At 72.9% G+C, this 17267-nt stretch carries 14 protein-coding genes; 3 read left to right on the plus strand and 11 right to left on the minus strand.

Annotated elements, in window-relative coordinates:
• Positions 1 to 6 precede the first annotated feature (6 nt).
• The 8 genes from ACWGSR_RS13640 to ACWGSR_RS13675 all read right to left on the minus strand — a co-directional run bounded on the left by ACWGSR_RS13640 (position 7) and on the right by ACWGSR_RS13675 (position 9727).
• On the minus strand, positions 7 to 1605 hold the full coding sequence (locus ACWGSR_RS13640) for an MFS transporter (protein WP_453566281.1): 1599 nt from the start codon (positions 1603 to 1605) through the stop codon (positions 7 to 9).
• Positions 1602 to 2336, minus strand: coding sequence for a hypothetical protein (locus ACWGSR_RS13645; protein WP_453566283.1), 735 nt, complete (start codon positions 2334 to 2336; stop codon positions 1602 to 1604). Before ACWGSR_RS13645 ends, ACWGSR_RS13640 begins: the two co-directional genes overlap by 4 nt.
• Before the next feature lie 61 nt (positions 2337 to 2397).
• A complete protein-coding gene (locus ACWGSR_RS13650; RefSeq protein WP_376236175.1) occupies positions 2398 to 3744 on the minus strand; it encodes a diaminobutyrate--2-oxoglutarate transaminase family protein in 1347 nt (448 codons plus the stop codon).
• A 4-nt stretch (positions 3745 to 3748) separates the two neighbouring features.
• Positions 3749 to 6124: a carbamoyltransferase HypF gene (gene hypF / locus ACWGSR_RS13655; RefSeq protein ID WP_453566286.1), complete on the minus strand. Its 2376-nt coding sequence runs from the start codon at positions 6122 to 6124 to the stop codon at positions 3749 to 3751.
• Positions 6125 to 6153: 29 nt separating this feature from the next.
• Positions 6154 to 7182: a hydrogenase expression/formation protein HypE gene (gene hypE / locus ACWGSR_RS13660; protein ID WP_453566289.1), complete on the minus strand. Its 1029-nt coding sequence runs from the start codon at positions 7180 to 7182 to the stop codon at positions 6154 to 6156.
• 29 nt (positions 7183 to 7211) lie between these two features.
• A complete protein-coding gene (locus ACWGSR_RS13665) occupies positions 7212 to 7796 on the minus strand; it encodes a cysteine hydrolase family protein (RefSeq protein WP_365538520.1) in 585 nt (194 codons plus the stop codon).
• A 338-nt stretch (positions 7797 to 8134) separates the two neighbouring features.
• Positions 8135 to 8722, minus strand: coding sequence for a GNAT family N-acetyltransferase (locus tag ACWGSR_RS13670; RefSeq protein ID WP_376236166.1), 588 nt, complete (start codon positions 8720 to 8722; stop codon positions 8135 to 8137).
• Between the two features lie 204 nt (positions 8723 to 8926).
• Entirely contained in the window at positions 8927 to 9727 is an 801-nt protein-coding gene (locus tag ACWGSR_RS13675; protein ID WP_366374858.1) for a heme oxygenase-like domain-containing protein, read from the minus strand.
• Positions 9728 to 10136: 409 nt separating this feature from the next.
• Between ACWGSR_RS13675 and ACWGSR_RS13680 the strand changes: the two genes are divergently transcribed.
• A complete protein-coding gene (locus ACWGSR_RS13680; RefSeq protein WP_453566292.1) occupies positions 10137 to 11060 on the plus strand; it encodes a LuxR C-terminal-related transcriptional regulator in 924 nt (307 codons plus the stop codon).
• Positions 11061 to 11120: 60 nt separating this feature from the next.
• Here ACWGSR_RS13680 and ACWGSR_RS13685 read toward each other — a convergent pair whose 3' ends face one another.
• A complete protein-coding gene (locus tag ACWGSR_RS13685; RefSeq protein ID WP_376236160.1) occupies positions 11121 to 12080 on the minus strand; it encodes an EamA family transporter in 960 nt (319 codons plus the stop codon).
• Positions 12081 to 12188: 108 nt separating this feature from the next.
• Between ACWGSR_RS13685 and ACWGSR_RS13690 the strand changes: the two genes are divergently transcribed.
• Positions 12189 to 13100: a LysR family transcriptional regulator gene (locus ACWGSR_RS13690; RefSeq protein ID WP_376236157.1), complete on the plus strand. Its 912-nt coding sequence runs from the start codon at positions 12189 to 12191 to the stop codon at positions 13098 to 13100.
• A 203-nt stretch (positions 13101 to 13303) separates the two neighbouring features.
• Positions 13304 to 15172: a glycoside hydrolase family 3 protein gene (locus ACWGSR_RS13695; RefSeq protein WP_453566296.1), complete on the plus strand. Its 1869-nt coding sequence runs from the start codon at positions 13304 to 13306 to the stop codon at positions 15170 to 15172.
• A 53-nt stretch (positions 15173 to 15225) separates the two neighbouring features.
• On the opposite strand, the gene ACWGSR_RS13700 is transcribed toward ACWGSR_RS13695, so the two are convergent.
• Positions 15226 to 16695 (minus strand): aminopeptidase, encoded by a 1470-nt coding sequence (locus tag ACWGSR_RS13700; RefSeq protein WP_376328331.1) that lies wholly within the window; start codon positions 16693 to 16695, stop codon positions 15226 to 15228.
• 99 nt (positions 16696 to 16794) lie between these two features.
• Positions 16795 to 17217, minus strand: coding sequence for a hypothetical protein (locus ACWGSR_RS13705; RefSeq protein WP_376231606.1), 423 nt, complete (start codon positions 17215 to 17217; stop codon positions 16795 to 16797).
• Between the last annotated feature and the right edge of the window lie 50 nt (positions 17218 to 17267).

A 17267-nucleotide genomic window follows, 5' to 3' on the forward strand; every position in this document is an offset into this window, starting at 1 on the left:
GCGTCCTCACTCGGAGACGGGGGTGTCGGGAAGGGGGTGCTCGCGCACGCCCCAGGAGGCGAGCAGCGCCGCCGCGCAGGTGATCGCCGGCCACCACGGCACCCAGCCGCCGTGGCCGGCGGAGCGCAGCCACTCGGCGAGGGCCGGGAAGGTGCCGCCGAAGAGGCTGATCGCGAGGGCGGCGGGCAGGCCGACGGCGACCGCCCGGACGGCGGGCGGGAAGAGCTGCCCCGCGAAGACGTTGCTGACGGCGAGGGGCAGGGCGAGCAGGAACAGCAGCACCACCGTGACGACCGGGACGGGCACGCGGCCCGCGACCATGCCGGCGAGCAGCGGTACGGAGCCGAGCGCGAGCCCGGCGAAGCCGGTCCGCAGGACGGGCAGGGCCCCGAACCGGTCGGCCGCCTTCCCCGCGGCGAGCATGCCGCCGAGGAGCGCCACCATGCCGAGGAGCAGGGCCCCGGAGGCCTCCTCCTTGGTGGCGGCGCCCGCAGCGGCGGCGTACGCCGGGAAGTCGACCGTGAGGAAGTAGAAGACGGTGGTGGCGCCGGAGGTGATGGCGAACACCACGGAGAGCGGACCGAGGTGGGCCCGCAGGACGGGCCAGGGGCTCGCGCCGCGCGCGCGGGCGCCCTCGCGCTTCCCCGCCTCCTCGGCGAAGACCTCGCTCTCGGCCGCGCCGCGCCGGATCCACAGGGCCGTCAGGCCGAGCAGCGCGCCGAAGACGAAGGCGAGGCGCCAGGCGCCGTCCTCGACGCCCGCCTCCCCGAACACCCCGAGCAGGACGCTGAGCACGACGAACGACAGGGCGCTGCCGAGGACCACGCCGCCGTAGGAGATCGCGCTGTAGAAGTACCGGCTGCGGCCGGGGGCCGTCTCGGTGACGTACGCGGCGGCGCTCGGGTTCTCGGCGCCGACGGACAGGCCCTGCACGAGCCGGGCGGCGACCACGAGGAGCGGGGCCGCGATGCCGATCGAGGCATGGCCGGGAATCACCGCGAGGAGCAGCGAACCGGCCGCGATCAGGCCGACGGTGAGGGTGAGCCCGAAGCGGCGCCCCCGGGTGTCGGTGAGCCGCCCGATGACGACGCTGCCGAGCGGCCGCACCAGGAAGCCGAGCGCGAAGCCGAGGTAGGCGGCGATCAGCCGGGCGGTGGGCGAGGACCCGGGGAACAACTGCTCGGCGAAGTACGGCGCGAGCACGCCGTAGATCGTCCAGTCGTACGCCTCCACGACGGACCCGACGCTGGCGGCGAGGAGTTCGCGGCGGGGCTTGCGGGCGGGGGCGGGGGCCTTGCCGGCCGGGGTGGCGGGAGCGGGGGCCTTGCCGGTCGGGGTGGCGGGAGCGGGGGCCTTGCCGGTCGGGGTGGCGGGAGCGGGGGCCTTGCCGGTCGGGGTGGCGGGAGCGGGAGCGACGCCCTTGCCGACGACCGGCACCCCGGGTCCGGAAGCCACCGGCCCGGCGGAGTCCGGGGCCGCCGGGGCCGTGGGCACCGGGTCCGAAGCCGTCGCGTCCGGGGCGACCCGGGCCGACGGGCTCGCTGCTCCGGTGGGGGCCGGTCCCGGTGGGATCGCGGCCCCCGTGCCTATCTCGGAGGTGCTCATCCGGCCACCCCGTACACCCGTACGCCGTCCCCGTCGCCGTGTCCGGCCGGGTGCGGGACCGCGTGCAGGCGGGCGCCGACGGCCGGGAGGTCCGCCAGGCCGGTCAGGCCGGTGAGGACGGGCAGCCCGGCCTCGGCGAGGGCCTTGGCCGCGGGCCCGTCCCGCTCAGCGCTGTCGGTGGCGACCAGGGCGGCGCCGCGCTCGGCGAGGAGCGCGACGGCGTCCGGGGTGAGCCAGGGGCCGTCCGGGCGGCCGGTGTGGACGACGACGGCGTGCCCGGCCGGTTCGAAGGGCGCGAGCGCGAGCCGGTCGGCGACCGGTTCGGCCGTGCCCACGAGCCGGACCAGGGCGACGGGCAGGTCGACCAGGCCCCCGATGCCCTCCGGCGCCCCGGCGGGCCGGTCGAGGCGGGTGCCGGGGCCGGTCAGGTCGACCGTGCGGCGGACGGGGGCGCCGTCCGCCGCCCCGGCCGTCCCGCTCGTCCCGGCCGTCCCCGTGTTCCGCGAGCCCTTGTGCGGCTCCTGGATCAGCTCCTTGCGGCTGATGGTCGTGCCGCCGACCATCAGCAGCCCCAGGTGGCGCACGAGGAGTTCGCCGAGTTCGGCGTCGTCGATGTCGTCACCGGGGATGTCGAGGCGGAAGCCCTCGGTCCGCAGGGATCCGCCGTTGCTGAAGACCACCTCGGCGTCGAAGTCGACCCGCCACTGCCCGGCACCGGTTGCCGTCGTCATGTGCTTCGTTCCTTCACTTCGTCACGTGGTTCGCGTGGTGCGCCGCTCCGGGAGCGGGCCCTCAGGCGCAGTCGATGAGGGCCTTCTCCAGGGCGCCGACCACTTCGTGGAGCTCTTCCTCCGTGATGGTGAGGGGCGGAAGGAGCCGGAGCACGGCGCCGTGCCGACCGCCGCTCTCCAGGAGCAGTCCGTGTTCCAGGCAGGCCTTCTTGACGCGGCGGGCGCGGTCGCCGTCGGCGGGCCGGGCGCCCAGGGCGTCGGGCTCGCCGGCCGGGTCGACGAGTTCGATGCCCCACATCAGGCCCTTGCCGCGGACGTCGCCGATCTCCGGACGGGTCAGGGCGAGGCGCCGCAGCAGGCCGCCGAGCAACTCTCCCTTGACGGCGGCCTTCTCCACGAGTCCTTCTTCGGCCAAGACGTCCAGGGCGGCGGCGCCCGCCACCAGGGCGATCTGGTTGCCGCGGAAGGTGCCCGCGTGGGCGCCGGGCCGCCAGGCGTCGTACCTGCCGTGGTAGAGCATCAGGGCGAGCGGGAAGCCGCCGCCGACCGCCTTGGAGACGAGGACGGCGTCGGGTTCGATGCCGGACTCCTCGAAGGCCCACATGGTGCCGGTGCGGCCCCAGCCGGCCTGGATCTCGTCCAGGACGAGCGGGATGTCGAGGCGGGCGGTGATCTCGCGCAGTCCGCGCAGCCACTCGGGGGGCGCGGGGATCACGCCGCCCTCGCCCTGCACGGCCTCCACGAAGACGGCGGCGGGCTTGGTGATGCCGCTCTCGGGGTCGGTGAGCAGCCGCTCGATGTAGGTGAGGCCGACCCGGATGCCCTGGTCGCCGCCGAGGCCGAAGGGGCAGCGGTAGTCGTAGGGGTACGGCAGGTGGTGCACGTCCGGCATGAGCGAGGCCACCGGCTCCTTGGCGCCCAGGTTGCCGGTGAGGGCCAGCGAGCCGGCCGTCATGCCGTGGTAGGCGCCGTGGAAGGCGAGGACGGTGCGGCGGCCGGTGGCGGTCTTGAAGAGCTTGATCGCGGCCTCGGTGGCGTCCGCCCCGGCGGGCCCGCAGAACTGGGTGCGGAAGGTGTCGGCCATCGTGCCGGGCAGCTTCTCGTAGAGCGCCGACAGGAAGGCGTACTTGGCGGGGGTGGTGAGGTCGAGGGCCTGCTGCACCTGGCCGGATTCCAGGTACGCGCGGACCCGGCGCAGCACCTCGGGGTGGTTGTGGCCGAGGGCGAGGGTGCCGGCGGCGGCCAGGCAGTCGATGTACTCGGTGCCGTGGCCGTCGCGGACGCGGGCGCCGTGCCCGTCCTGGAGGACCTGGCCGAAAGCGGTGGCGTAGGTGCGGGCGCCGGATTCGCGGGCCTGGACGTACGCGTAGATCTCGTCCGGCGTGGGGGCGGTCGTGCGGGTGGTCACGTCATCACTTCCCAGGGGATGTACGGGCGTCCGCGACCATGACCTGGCCGAGGGCGATGCCCCCGTCGTTGGTCGGGACCTGTCGGTGGACGTAGGTGTCGAAACCGTCGGCGGTCAGCCCGGTCAGACAGTTGAGCAGCAGGAACTCGTTGAGGAACACGCCGCCGGAGAGGACGACCTGCCGCACGCCGGTCTCCTCGCGGAAGGCCCGGCAGCGGTCGCGGACCATCTCCACGACGGCGGTGTGGAAGCGGCGGCTGATGCGGTCGGCGGGCAGGCCGGCCGCGAGGTCGTCGGCCATGGCCCGGATCACGGGCCGGGGGTCGACCTCGACGGGGCCGTCCTCGTCGGGCGTGCGGGCGTCGAAGCGGTAGGCGGTCTCCGGGGCGGAGTCGCGGGCGAGCAGGCCCTCCAGCTCGATGGGGCCCTGGGCCTCGTACTCGGCCAGGGAGCAGACCCCGGCGAGCGCGGCGGCGCCGTCGAAGAGGCGGCCCATGCTGGAGGTGGCCGGGGAGTTGATCCCCCGGGCGGCCATGGTGGCGTACACGTGCCGCTGCTGCTCGTCGAGCGCGGCGAGGGCGGGGAAGGCGGCGACGGCCTTCTCCCGGTCGCCGTCGAAGGCGTCGAGGGCGAGGGCGTAGCCGGTGCGGACGGGTTCGCGGACGGCCTGGTCGCCGCCGATGAGGGGCAGTCGGCGCAGGCGTCCGACGCGCCGGTAGGCGGCGTAGTCGCCGAGGAGGAACTCGCCGCCCCAGACGGTGCCGTCCTCGCCGTAGCCGAAGCCGTCGAAGATCACGCCGAGGGTGGTGCCGGTGACGTGGTTCTCGGCCATGCAGGAGGCCATGTGGGCGTGGTGGTGCTGCACCTCGACGACGGTCCGGCCCGCGCCGTCCTCGTCGAGCGCCGCCCGGGTGGAGCGGAACTGCGGGTGCAGGTCGTGCGCGGTCAGGCGCGGCTCCAGGGCGTAGAGCCGGGCGAGGTGGCGGGCGGTGCGCCGGTGGGAGGCGAAGGTCTCGTCGTTCTTGAGGTCCCCGATGTGCTGGCTGAGGAAGACCTTGCTGCCGTGCGACAGGGCGACCGTGGTCTTCAGCTCGGCGCCGAGCGCGACGGCGGGCGCCACCTCGCGGCCGACGTCCACGGGGTACGGGGCGTAGCCGCGGGCTCGCCTGATGAACTGGAGCAGGGGCGCGTCGAGTGCATCGTGGACGGAGAGCCGGACGACGGAGTCGTCGACGCGGATCTCGATGTCGCGGTCGTGGTAGAGGATGACGTCCGCGATCCCGAAGAGCTGTTCCAGGGCCTCTTCGTTGCGGTACGCGATGGGGTAGCCGGAGATGTTGCCGCTGGTCATCACCAGTGCTTCCAGGCCGGGTTCGTCCAGGAGCAGGTGGTGGTGGGGCGCCGAGGGCAGCATGATCCCGAGGTTGGGGTTGCGGGGCGCGACCGACTCGGGCAGGGCGTCGGGCTGTTTGCGGGCGAGCAGGATGGGGCGGGCCGGGGAGCGCAGGACGTCGATCTCGTCCTCGGAGAGGACGGCGAGTCGCTGGGCGGTGGCCAGGTCGCGGACCATCACCGCGAAGGGCTTGGAGTCGCGGCGCTTGCGGCGGCGCAGCAGGGCCACGGCCTCCGGCTGGGTGGCGTCCACGGCGAGGTGGAAGCCGCCGACGCTCTTGACGGCGACGATCCCGCCGTCGGCGAGGACCTGGGCGGCGCCGCGCAGGGCGGTGTCCCCCTCGGTGGTGCGGCCCTCCCGGTCGGTGAGCAGGAGCCGGGGCCCGCAGTCGGGGCAGGCGTTGGGCTGGGCGTGGTAGCGCCGGTCGAGCGGGTCCTCGTACTCGGCCTTGCAGGCGGCGCACATGGTGAAGGACGCCATGGTGGTGGCCGGCCGGTCGTAGGGCAGGTCCTGGATGATGGAGTAGCGCGGGCCGCAGTTGGTGCAGTTGATGAACGGGTAGCGGTGGCGCCGGTCGCGCGGGTCGCGCAGTTCGCCCTGGCAGTCGCCGCAGACGTGGGTGTCGGCGGGGAGCAGGGCGGTGCGGACGCCGGTCTGTTCGCTGTGGACGATGGTGAAGGGGCCCGCGGGCACGCTGCCCGCGGGGAGCCCCCGGGTCACCACGACACCGTCGACGCGGGCGAGTTCGGGCGCGCGGTCCTTCAGACCGGCGGCGAACTCGGCCAGGGCGGCGTCCGGACCGGACGCCTCCACGAGGACACCCTCGGGGTCGTTGCGGACCCAGCCGGAGAGGCACAGTTCACGGGCCAGCTTGTAGACGAACGGCCGGTAGCCGACGCCCTGCACCACCCCGGTGACCCGCAGCCGCCACTCCTCGGCGGCCGGCGGGGAGGTCGCGGTGTCCGGCGGAGACGTCACGGTGCTCATGGTGATCCCCTCGTTTCCTGGTCGGATCCTCAGCAGAGCCGGGGCAGTTCGGCCCCGAGGAGTTCTTCGAGCTGCGTCTCCCGGCCGTCGGCGTCCCGCAGCAGCACCAGGGCCCCGGTGTCCTCGGAGACCTCGCCGATGGTCACGGCGTGCTCGCCGTACCGGAGCGAGCGCAGCGCCGCCAGGACGTCCGCCTCGGCGGCGGGGTCGACGAAGACGGCGAGGCAGCCCTCGTTGGCGCAGTGCAGCGGGTTGATGCCGAGCATGTCGGCCGCCATGGCGGTCTCGTGCTGGATCGGCAGGCTGGGGGTGTCGACCCGGATCGTGCGGCCGAGCTTCCCGGCGTACTCGTGGAGGACGGCGGTCAGTCCGCCGCGGGTGACGTCGCGCATCGAGCGGACGGCGCCGGCCGGCGCCCGGCCGAGGACCCCGTCGACGAGGTTGTTCAGCGGGGCGCAGTCGCTGTCGACGCGCTGCTCGAAGCCGAGGCCCTCGCGGATGGAGAGCAGGTGGACGGTGTGGTTGCCGATGGGGCCGCTCAGGATCACCTTGTCTCCGGGGCGCACGTCGGTCATGGAGAGCGGCTCGCGCTCGAAGACGCCGACGCCCGCGGTGTTGAGGTAGAGCTGGTCGGCCTCGCCCTTGCGGACCACCTTGGTGTCGCCGCCGACGATCTGCACGCCGGCCTCGCGGGCCGTCTCGCGGATCGACACGAGGACCTGGGTGAGGCGCTCGATGGGCAGGCCCGTCTCCAGGATCAGGCCGAGGGTGAGGTACTTGGGGCGGGAGCCGGCGACGGCGAGGTCGTTGACCGTGCCGCAGACGGCGATCTTGCCGATGTCGCCGTTGCCGAAGAACGGCGGGTCGACGACGAAGGAGTCCGTCGTCATGGCGATGCGTCCGGTCTCGACCGGGAGGATCGCGCTGTCCTCCATGATGCCGACGTAGACGTCGCCGAGGGTCTCGGCGATGAGCTGGACCAGTTCCTGGCTCAGCTTCGCCCCGGTGCCGTGGTCGAGGAGGATCTCGTCACTGCTGCCGGCCGTGCTCGCGGTCATGGCTGCTCCTGGGTCGGGGAGGGGCGCGGTCACGGGGTCTTGATGTTCTTGCGGGGCAGGGTGCCCTCGGCGTCGAGGACGCTGATGACCTCGGCGGAGTCGGAGACGGTGGCGCAGTAGCCGTCCAGCCACTCCAGGGCGCGGTCCTTGTCCTCCTGGCGGGCGGAGACGACGCAGTCGGAGGGGACCCAGATGTTGTAGCCGCGGAAGAAGGCGTCGGCGGCGGTGGTCTGGACGCAGATCTGGGTCTGCATGCCGGTGATGAGGACGGTGTCGACGCCGAGGGCCTGGAGGCGCTCGTGCAGGTCCGTCTCGTAGAAGCCGGAGTCCTTGCTCTTCTCCATGACGACGTCCTCGGGGGCGAGGAACTCCTCCAGGACCTCGGCGCCGCGGGTGCCGCGCTGGACCGGGAGGTGGCCGTCGTAGCGCTCGGCGTTCGGGTCGTCGGGGTCGTTGACGAGCTGGAGGTGGAAGACGTGGTGGCCGCGGCGGCGGATCTCGTCGAGGAAGCCGGTGAAGTGCGGGGTGGCGGCGGCGACGGCCGCGACGCGCTCGGGGTTCTTCTCCACGAGCTCGTACTGGAGGTCGTTGGTGAGGACGGCGATCTTGGACATGGGTGTGCCCTTCGGTGAGGCCGTGCGGGTGTGTGGGCGCCGGGCGCGCGGAAGGGCGCGGCGGCGGGAAGGGTGCTCCGGGACGGACGGCGGCGGCACGCCGGGCCGGGTGCGGGCACGGCGGGGCCGGCCCGCGGGGCGCGGGCGGGTCCGGGAGGGAGCTGGAGACGTACGCGCCCGGGGCGTCCGGAGGGACGGGGGCGGTACGGGAAGGGGTGGTGCGGGAGGAGCGGTGGTGCGGGAGGAGCGGTGGTACGGGAGGAGCGGTGGTACGGGAGGAGCGGTGGTACGGGAGGAGCGGTGGTACGGGGAGGGCGGGCGGTACGGGGAGCGCGGGGTCAGCCCGCGAGGGCGGCGCTCTCCCGCTGCGGCTCGTGCAGCCAGGTGCCGGTGGCCTCGAAGTGGGCCAGGACGTCGGCGATCCGCGCGTACAGGTAGTGGCCGGTGACGGCCTCGCGCCCGTCGAGGCGGGCGTAGTCGGGCAGCTGCCCGTACTCGCGGAAGCCGAGCCGCTCCCAGAGGCCGACGGGGCCGTCGCTGCGGACTTCGAGGGTGATGACCTCACAGCCCATGTCGCGCGCCTTGTGCAGGGCCACGGACCAGCCCTCCAGGAGGAACTCGCCCCGGCGGTCGGGGGCGATGACACATCGGCGCATGTCGACGATGTGGCGGCGGGCCGGCAGCGGGGCCCGGGCGAGGGTCACCATGCCGACGATCCGGTCGTCCTCCTCGTCGCGGACCGCGAGGACGTCGATCGCGCCCTTGCGCAGGTCGGCGTCGAAGGCCCGCATCAGCGGCAGGCCCTTGTCGAGCCCGACGGGCTCGTAGAAGCCGAGGGTCTGCTCCTTGACCGCGACGGCGTCCATCAGCTCGATCATCTCGCGCATGTCCTTCTCGGACAGTTCGCGCGGCCATTCGTATCGCATGGGTCTTCCCGTGGGTTTGCCGGACGGTGGGCAGCCCGCGGGGACACCGGACACCGCCGCCCGCGCCGCCCGGCGCCGCGGCGGGCGGCGTGGGGCGGGGGTATGGGTACGCGGTGTCCGGTGTCGCCGGGGGGTGTTCGGGTGCCGGGCGGGTCCGCGGCGCGCTCCGGGGCGGCGTCGCCCCGGAGCCCCGGACCCCGAGCGTCAGACCGCGGCGACCCGAGCCTGCAGGTTGGTCTGCACCGCGGCGCCGGGCGAGACCTGCGTCAGCTGCGACGGGTCGGACCCGAGGCCGAGGACCGTGGCGGCGTAGACCTCGACGAAGTACGAGACGAAGAGGGAGTTGATCTTCGTGAGGTGCTCGACGAAGCGCTCCTCGTCCTCCTCGTCCTTGATCACGCGCATGATCATGTTCCAGACCATGTCGACGTGGTCGTCGTCCTCGTCGAGCGCGAGGTGGGCACGGGCGCCCTTGGTGTTGTTGGCGCCGACGTGCTGCTCCATGATGTCGAGCCAGTCGGGCTGGGTCTTGCCCGCGATGTACTCGAGGTAGAAGCCGCTGATCATCGAGGCGAGCGGGCCCTCGGTGGCGAGCGTGTAGTAGAAGTAGCCGTTGAGCAGCTCGGTGGCGAAGGTCGGACGGATCGCGTAGATCTCCTCGTCCGTCATGCCGACCTTGTGCAGGTCGCCGGCGAACATGCGGTCGTGGCGGCCCTCCTCGGCGCCGTACAGGCCCCACTCCTTGGAGAGCTGCGGGTCGCGGGTGGCCCAGTAGTTGGCGACCAGCGGGTCCACGGCGCGCTTGAGACCGATCCGGATCATGGTCTCCACGTTGTGGCGCTTGTAGAGGTCCATGTCGAACTTGTTCGCGTCGAGCATGCCCTCCGCGCCCTTGCTCTTCTCGTAGAAGTCACGCTCGAACTTCAGGAGGAGCTCGTCCACGCGCTTGCGGAACTCGGGGCGCTGGAGGCTGGAGTACGTGTTGTACGACTTGCTACGAGGCATGGTCATCCCCATCCGAGGTCGTTGATCACTTTGCCCTGGCCGGATCCGGCGAGGAATGCGCGCTCTTCCTGGGTACCGGTCCCCTGGACGAGAAGGAAGGACAGAGCCGCGGAAGCCGTGATCGCGAGAATGTTTCTCGCTGCACGTGCCATGGAAAACCCCTACCTTTCGGATGAGCGTTGAGGTCGTCAGCGCTTCGCTCATCCTCCGGCGGAAAGCCGTTTCTAGGCCAGTCCCCTCTGGGATCATGTTGCTCCTGGCGGAAACATGACAGGGGGATACAGTGAATGAAACCGACAGAAGCGGTGCGATTACCCCGCCACTGCTCCACGAATCGGCGGATCGTTTGTACCGCTTCGTATCGGAATCGCCCAGGTGCACCGTCGAAGCGGCGGCGGAGGCCCTCGGCATGGACCGGCACGAGACCGACGAGGCCGTCCGGGACCTGCGCGAGCTGGGGCTGCTGAGCACCGACACCAGTGGCAACAGCGGCCCCACGGACACCGGCGGCACCACCGGTACCGGTACGGAACCCCTGGTCCCGCATCCGGTGGACTTCGCCCGCGTGAAGGTCCTCAACCCGCTCCAGCGGGAGCTGAACCGCGCTCAGGCGCTCGTCGACGAGCTCCGGAGCGGCCTGGACCGGCTGGAGCTGTGCACTCCGCACTCCCAGCACGCCCACTGCTCGCTGGAGGTCGTCCACGAGCTGTCCGACGTGCGCCGGCTGATCACCGGCTTCGCCGACGAGTGCTGCGAAGAGGCGCTCACCTCGCAGCCGGGCGGCGCCCGCGTGGAGGAGGTGCTCGTGGACAGTATGGACCGCACGACCAGACTCCTCGGCCGCGGGATCCGGATGCGGACGCTCTACCAGCACACCGCCCGCTTCAGCCCCGCGACCCTCTCGTACGTCGACCTGGTGACCCCCCTCGGCGCCCAGGTCCGCACCCTCGCGGGCGGTTTTCCGCGCTGCATCATTTTCGACCGGAAGATCGGAATCCTGCCGCTCGTCAACGATTCGAAAGGCGCCGTGATCGTACGGGACCCGCAGGTCGTCGCTTTCGTGGCGGACGCCTTCGACCGGGTCTGGACGACCGCTTCCGACCTCTCCCCCGAGGAGCGCCGTTCCGACCGGGTCGCGGCCACGTCCGAGATTCAGCACGCCATTATCTCGCTTCTCACCCAAGGGGAATCGGACAAACGAATAGCCCAGGTCGTCGGAATTTCCCTGCGGAATTGCCAGCGACACATCTCCCACATCATGAAAAGCATCGGCGCCCGCAACCGGCTGCACGCCGGCTACCTGCTGAGCAAGGAGCCGTTCGGCGGCCATTAGGGCGTGTCCGGCGGGCCCGGCCGTGATGCGCCGGACGGGCCGCCGGGGGTGTCCGGCGGATCACGGCCCGAGCGGGCCGCCGCCGGAGGGGCCGCCGCTGGGCAGCGGGTCCCGGGGAGCCGTCTCCCGTTCCGCGGGCGTCACCGCCGGCGGGGCCGGGGGCGGCGTCCCCTTCCACAGCGACGTCAGCGCCACGCCGCCGACGAGCAGCGCCGCCGCGCACCAGCGCAGACCGCTGATCCCCTCGCCCAGGAACAGCGCCGCCGACGACATCCCGAAGACCGGGACGAGGAGCGAGAACGGCGCCACGGAGGAGGCCGGATAACGGCGCAGGAGCCAGCCCCACGCGCCGAAGCCGAAGATGGTGGTGATCCAGGCGACGTAGACGATGACGCCGACGCCCGTCCAGTCCAGCCCGCGCAGCGCGGCGAGGTCCCGCTCGGGCCCCTCCACGAGGAGCGAGAGGACGAGCAGCGGCAGGACCGGCACGGTGCTGACCCAGACCATGAAGTTGAGCGCGTCGGGCGGGGAGGCCTTGCGGGTCAGGACGTTGGAGACGCCCCAGCAGACCGCGGCGCCGATCACCAGGAGGAAGCCGATCAGGGGGCCCGAGGTGCCCTCGTCGACCGCCGCGACCGCGATGCCCGCGAGGGCGATCGCCATGCCCGCCACCTTGACCCGGCCCGGCCGCTCCCCGAGGGCGACGAAGGCGAACAGGGCCGTGAAGACGGCCTGGACCTGGAGGATCAGCGAGGAGAGCCCGGCCGGGGCGCCCAGGTCCATGCCGATGAAGAGCAGGCTGAACTTGACCACGCCCAGGACGAGTCCGACGCCCAGGATCCACTTCCAGGCCACTTTGGGGCGGCCGACGAGGAAGACGGCGGGCAGGGCGGCGGCGAGGAACCGGAGGGCCGAGAAGAGCAGCGGCGGGAAGTGGCCGAGACCGATCTCGATGACGACGAAGTTGACTCCCCAGACGGCGGCGACCAGCGCTGCCAGGGCGATGTGTGCGGGGCGCATGGTCCGAGGATCCCCTCGGCAACCGTGTAGCACCAGCACGGATCGCTACATGATGGGATGTAGCAACGCTTCATCCCGCGCTCCTCCGAACCCTCCGAGGTGGTCACCGTGCTGGACATCGGCCGTCTGCGGGCCCTGCACGCCGTCTCCGTCCACAAGACGGTGGGCGCCGCGGCCGAGGCCCTGGGGTACACCCCGTCCGCGATCTCCCAGCAGATCACCAAGCTGGAGCGGGAGACCGGCACCACCCTGCTCGAACGGCAGGGCCGGGGCATCCGGCTCACCGACGAGGCCCACCAGCTCGCCGCCACGACGAGCCGGCTCCTCGCCCTGATGGAGGAGGCGGAGGTGCGTCTGGAGGAGCGGCGCGGCAAGCCCTCCGGGCGGCTCACGATCGGCTGCTTCCCGAGCGCGGCGCGCGGTCTGATGCCCCGGGCGCTCGCGGAGCTGACCCGGCGCCACCCCGACGTGGACGTCCGGCTCTCGGAGGTGGACACGCACCTGTCGGTCGACCTGGTGGCGCGGGGCGTGATCGACCTGGCCGTGGCGCACGACTGGGACATCGCGCCGCTGCCGGCCCCGCCGGGGGTCGAGCAGGCGGTCGTCGGCGACGACCTGTGCGACATCCTCGTCCCCCGGGACCATCCGCTGGCGGCGCGGGACTCGGTGCGGCGGGAGGAGCTGGCGGACGAGCGGTGGATCTCGCAGCCGCCGGGCTCGGTCTGTCACGACTGGCTCGTACGGACGCTGCGGGCGACCGGGTACGAGCCGCTGATCGTCCATCAGGCGGGCGAGAACCACACGCAGGTGGCGCTCGTGGCGGCCGGCCAGGGCATCGCCCTGGTCCCCCGCCTGGGGCGCGGGGCGCTGCCGCCGGAGGTGACGCCGATCCGCCTGGACCCGATGCCGAAGCGCCGTCTGCACGCCATGTGGCGCACGGGCGCGGCCCGCCGCCCGGCGATCCGCGAGACGGTGAGCACCCTCCAGGAACTCTGGCCGTCCATAGCGTCCCCGGCCTGACGGAACCCGTCCCCGGGCAGCACCCCGACAAACCCCCACCGACCGGCCGCCCCACAGCCCCGCCGCCGGGCGGTCCCGTACGCCTCCACTCAGGCCCGCCGCCAGGCGATTCCCGCGCGGGTCCTTGACCTGGCAGTTACTTTCCGGCTATCCGTGTCCCCTTGGAAGTTTCCTTCACCCCCGCACGGCCGGAAGGAGCATCAGTGCACCACCGCGCCCCCGCACCCCCCTCCGCCCCCGCACCCGCCCCCGCCCCCGCTCCCGTCCCCTCCCGACGCACCCTCCTCGCGGTCACCGCCGCCGCCGCGGTCGCCGCCGTCACCGGGACGGGCGCCCCCGCCCTGGCCGCCCCCGAGCGGCACGACGACCGGAGGCTCCGGCGGATCGTCGACCGCATGTCCCTGGAGGAGAAGGTCGGCCAGCTCTTCGTGATGCGGGTGTACGGGCACTCCGCGACCGATCCGGACCGGGCCGACGCCGACGCCAACCTCGCCGAGATCGGGGTCCGCACGGCCGCCGAGCTGATCGCGCGCTACCACGTCGGCGGGATCATCTACTTCTCCTGGGCCCACAACACCCGCGACCCGCAGCAGATCGCCGACCTCTCCAACGGCATCCAGCAGGCCGCCCTCGCACAGCCCGTCCCGGTCCCCGTGCTCGTCTCCACCGACCAGGAGCACGGGATCGTCTGCCGGGTGGGCGAGCCCGCCACCCTGCTGCCCGGCGCGATGGCCCTCGGCGCCGGCCGCTCGCACGCCGACGCCCGCCGGGCCGCGCGGATCGCGGGCGCCGAACTCGCCGCGATGGGCATCCGGCAGAACTACGCCCCGGTCGCCGACGTGAACGTCAACCCGGCCAACCCGGTCATCGGCGTCCGCTCCTTCGGCTCCGACCCGCGCGCGGTCGCCGGACTCGTCACCGCCCAGGTCGAGGGATACCAGCGGGCGGGGGTCGCGGCCACCTCCAAGCACTTCCCGGGCCACGGCGACACCGCCGTGGACAGCCACTACGGCCTGCCGACCATCACCCACACCCGGGAGCAGTGGGAGGAGCTGGACGCCCCGCCGTTCCGCGCCGCGATCGCCGCCGGGATCGACTCGATCATGACCGCGCACATCGTGGTCCCGGCGCTCGACCCGAGCGAGGACCCGGCGACCCTCTCCCGGCCCATCCTCACCGGCATCCTGCGCGAACGGCTCGGCTACGACGGCGTGGTGGTCACCGACGCGCTCGGCATGGAGGGCGTGCGCACCAAGTACGGCGACGAGCGCGTCCCGGTCCTCGCGCTCAAGGCCGGGGTGGACCAGCTCCTCAACCCGCCGAAGCTCGACGTCGCCTGGAACGCGGTCCTGAACGCGGTCCGCACCGGCGAGCTGACCGAGGCCCGGCTGGACGAATCGATTCTGCGCATCCTGCGCCTGAAGGCGAAGCTGGGCCTGTTCCGGCAGGCGTACGTGACCCGGGCGGGCGTCGAGCGGGTGGTCGGCGCGAAGGCCCACCTCGCGCAGGCCGACCGGATCGCCGAGGCGACCACCACCCTGCTCCTCAACGAGGGCGGCCTCCTGCCGCTGCGCCCCGCGCGCCACCGCTCGGTCCTGGTCGTCGGCGCCGACCCGGCCTCGCCCTCCGGCACCACCGGGCCGCCCACCGCGACCCTGGCGGCGGCCCTGCGGGAGCTGGGGTTCACCGCGACGGCGCTCTCCACCGGGACGGCACCGACCGCCGCGAAGATCGACGAGGCGGTGGCGGCCGCGGCCGGCAAGGACGCGGTGGTCGTGGGCACGTACAACGTCACCGCGACCAGCACCCAGCGCACCCTGGTGGCGCGGCTCGCGGCGACCGGGGTGCCCGTCGTGACGGTCGCGATCCGCAATCCGTACGACGTCGCGCACCTGACGGGCCAGCGGGCGACCCTCGCCGCGTACTCCTGGACCGACGTCGAACTCCGGGCCGCCGTCCGGGTCCTGGCCGGGCGGGCGAAGCCGGTGGGCCGGCTCCCGGTGCCGGTGCAGAGCGCGGACGACCCGGCCCGGGTGCTGTACCCGGTCGGGTACGGCCTGTCGTACCGCTGAACGACGGCGGGGGCGCGCCCGGACGGGCGCGCCCCCGCTTCACGCGCAGGGGGTCACGGCCGCAGGCCGTGCTCCCGCGTCGCCTCCTCGTCGACCGCCCGGTCGAGGCGGGCGTCGAAGCGGGCCAGCGGCTGCGCCGCCTGGGCGGCCGGGGCGGGGACGCCGGCCCAGGCGAGGATGCGGGCGGTGGCCTTCGCCCGCTCGGCCTCGACCAGGCCCTCCACGTTCGCTCCGTGGTTGGCGCCCGGGGCCACGTACACGTAGCTGTCGCGCGCGCCCTTGCCCAGGCGGAACTTCTCGGAGCCCCACGGGTCGTTGCCGCCGTAGACGAACAGCATCTGCCGCGCGTTGTTGCGGACCCAGGAGTCCACGTCCTTCATGGCGCGCGGGTCGAACTTCATCGGGATCTCGCGCGGCACGAAGTTGCGGGCGGGCTGGTAGCCGTAGCGGCTCAGGCCCTTGAGGTGCGGCTGCTTGATGAAGGGCGCGCCGAGCTGGGTCGCCGCCTGGTAGTAGTACGGCGTGTACGTCTCCAGGCCCTGGTCGGTGTAGGCGGACCAGCCGGAGTAGGCGTCGATCGTGTCGTACACCTCGTCGTCGGTCGCGGTCTTCGCGACCGGGATCTGATCGCAGACGTCCTGGCCGTAGTACTGCCAGAAGCCCCACACGAAGTCGAGGACGACGGCCTCGTAGGCCTTGTCGAGCGTGCCGACCGTGTTGAAGGTGGCGCCCTGCTCCTGGGCCCACGCCTTGTACTTGGCCTGGAGGGGGCCGCGCCGGACGAGCGCCTCGCGCTGGAGGTCGTTCAGGCGGTCGCGGCACTCCTTGGTGCCGACGGTCGCGAAGAAGCGGTCGTAGGCCGAGTCCTCGTCGTTGACCACGTCGTTCGGGGCGACGTAGGCGACGACGCCGTCCATGTCGCGCGGGTAGAAGCGCTCGTAGTAGGTGGCGGTCATGCCGCCCTTGGAGGCGCCGGTGGAGAGCCACTTCTTGCCGTAGATCTTCTTCAGGGCGGTGAAGATCCGGTGCTGGTCGCTGGCGGCCTGCCAGATGTTCAGCTTCGACCAGTCGGCCGGCTGCGGCCGGGACGGGGTGAAGAAGCGGTACTCCATGGAGATCTGGTTGCCGTCGACGATCCGGGTCGGCTCGGCCCGGCTCGGCGTGGTGCTCAGGTTGTATCCGCTGGTGCGGAAGACGGTGGGGCGGTCCGTGTCCTTGTGAAGGACCGAGATCCGCTGCTGGAACGTGCCCTTCCAAGGGCGCGCGTGGTCGATCGGCTGTTCGTAGTTCAGGACGAAGTAGCGGTAGCCGGCGTACGGCTTCTCCTCGATCAGGGTCATTCCCGGGATCGCCAGGATGCGGTCCTTGATGTCCTCGGCGGCGGCCCGGTCGGCGGCCCCGCCCCGCGAGTCGGCGACGGACGCGGTGCCGGTGTCCGTGTCCGCGGCGGTGGCCACGCCGGTGGAGCCCACGGTGCCTATCAGCACCGAGAGCGACAGCAGCAGCCTGAGCGACGTGCGCATGCACCCTCCCCATGATTCACAACGGTGTCGCGAACCTAGCGGGGGCAACGTGTGGACCGCCAGACCCAGTTGGTCCTTACTCGTGAACTTTCCTGTGCTTCAGCACAGGATCCACCCCGTGGAGGTCCCCCGGCCGGCCACCGAACCCGCCGCCCGGACGCAGCGGTTGAGGGCGTGCACGGTGAGGGTCCCGGTCTGCCGGTCGAACAGGCCGGACCTGACGGCGGGCCGGCCGCCGCGCGGCTGGATCGAGACGGACATGGGCCGGCGGGGCCCCGAGGCCCTGGCGACGGTGAGGGCGCAGACGTACTGCCGGGTCCGGTAGAGGCGCAGCTCCCCGGTGGGGAAGGCGATCGTCCGGGTGGGCCGCCCCTGACAGACGGAGACGGCGTCGGCGGTGCCGGCCCCCGGGCCGGCGGGGAGGGGCAGCAGGAGCAGCGCGAGGGCGGTGAGCAGCGGTACGAGGACACGGGCGGCCGGCCGCCGCCCGCGCCGTGCGGCCGGCGTGTCGTCCGTGGCCATGCGTTCCCTCCCGGGCGTAGCTCCGCACTGGTGTACGGGACTACGACGCA

It is taken from the genome of Streptomyces sp. NPDC055632 (genome assembly GCF_053618675.1).

Excerpts from the sequence above, each read along its gene's own strand:
- ACWGSR_RS13640 (WP_453566281.1), bottom strand. The coding sequence starts at position 1,605 with ATGAGCACCTCCGAGATAGGCACGGGGGCCGCGATCCCACCGGGACCG.
- ACWGSR_RS13645 (WP_453566283.1), bottom strand. The coding sequence starts at position 2,336 with ATGACGACGGCAACCGGTGCCGGGCAGTGGCGGGTCGACTTCGACGCC.
- hypF (WP_453566286.1), bottom strand. The coding sequence starts at position 6,124 with ATGAGCACCGTGACGTCTCCGCCGGACACCGCGACCTCCCCGCCGGCC.
- hypE (WP_453566289.1), bottom strand. The coding sequence starts at position 7,182 with ATGACCGCGAGCACGGCCGGCAGCAGTGACGAGATCCTCCTCGACCAC.
- ACWGSR_RS13665 (WP_365538520.1), bottom strand. The coding sequence starts at position 7,796 with ATGTCCAAGATCGCCGTCCTCACCAACGACCTCCAGTACGAGCTCGTG.
- ACWGSR_RS13670 (WP_376236166.1), bottom strand. The coding sequence starts at position 8,722 with ATGCGATACGAATGGCCGCGCGAACTGTCCGAGAAGGACATGCGCGAG.
- ACWGSR_RS13675 (WP_366374858.1), bottom strand. The coding sequence starts at position 9,727 with ATGCCTCGTAGCAAGTCGTACAACACGTACTCCAGCCTCCAGCGCCCC.
- ACWGSR_RS13680 (WP_453566292.1), top strand. The coding sequence starts at position 10,137 with ATGGACCGGCACGAGACCGACGAGGCCGTCCGGGACCTGCGCGAGCTG.
- ACWGSR_RS13685 (WP_376236160.1), bottom strand. The coding sequence starts at position 12,080 with ATGCGCCCCGCACACATCGCCCTGGCAGCGCTGGTCGCCGCCGTCTGG.
- ACWGSR_RS13700 (WP_376328331.1), bottom strand. The coding sequence starts at position 16,695 with ATGCGCACGTCGCTCAGGCTGCTGCTGTCGCTCTCGGTGCTGATAGGC.
- ACWGSR_RS13705 (WP_376231606.1), bottom strand. The coding sequence starts at position 17,217 with ATGGCCACGGACGACACGCCGGCCGCACGGCGCGGGCGGCGGCCGGCC.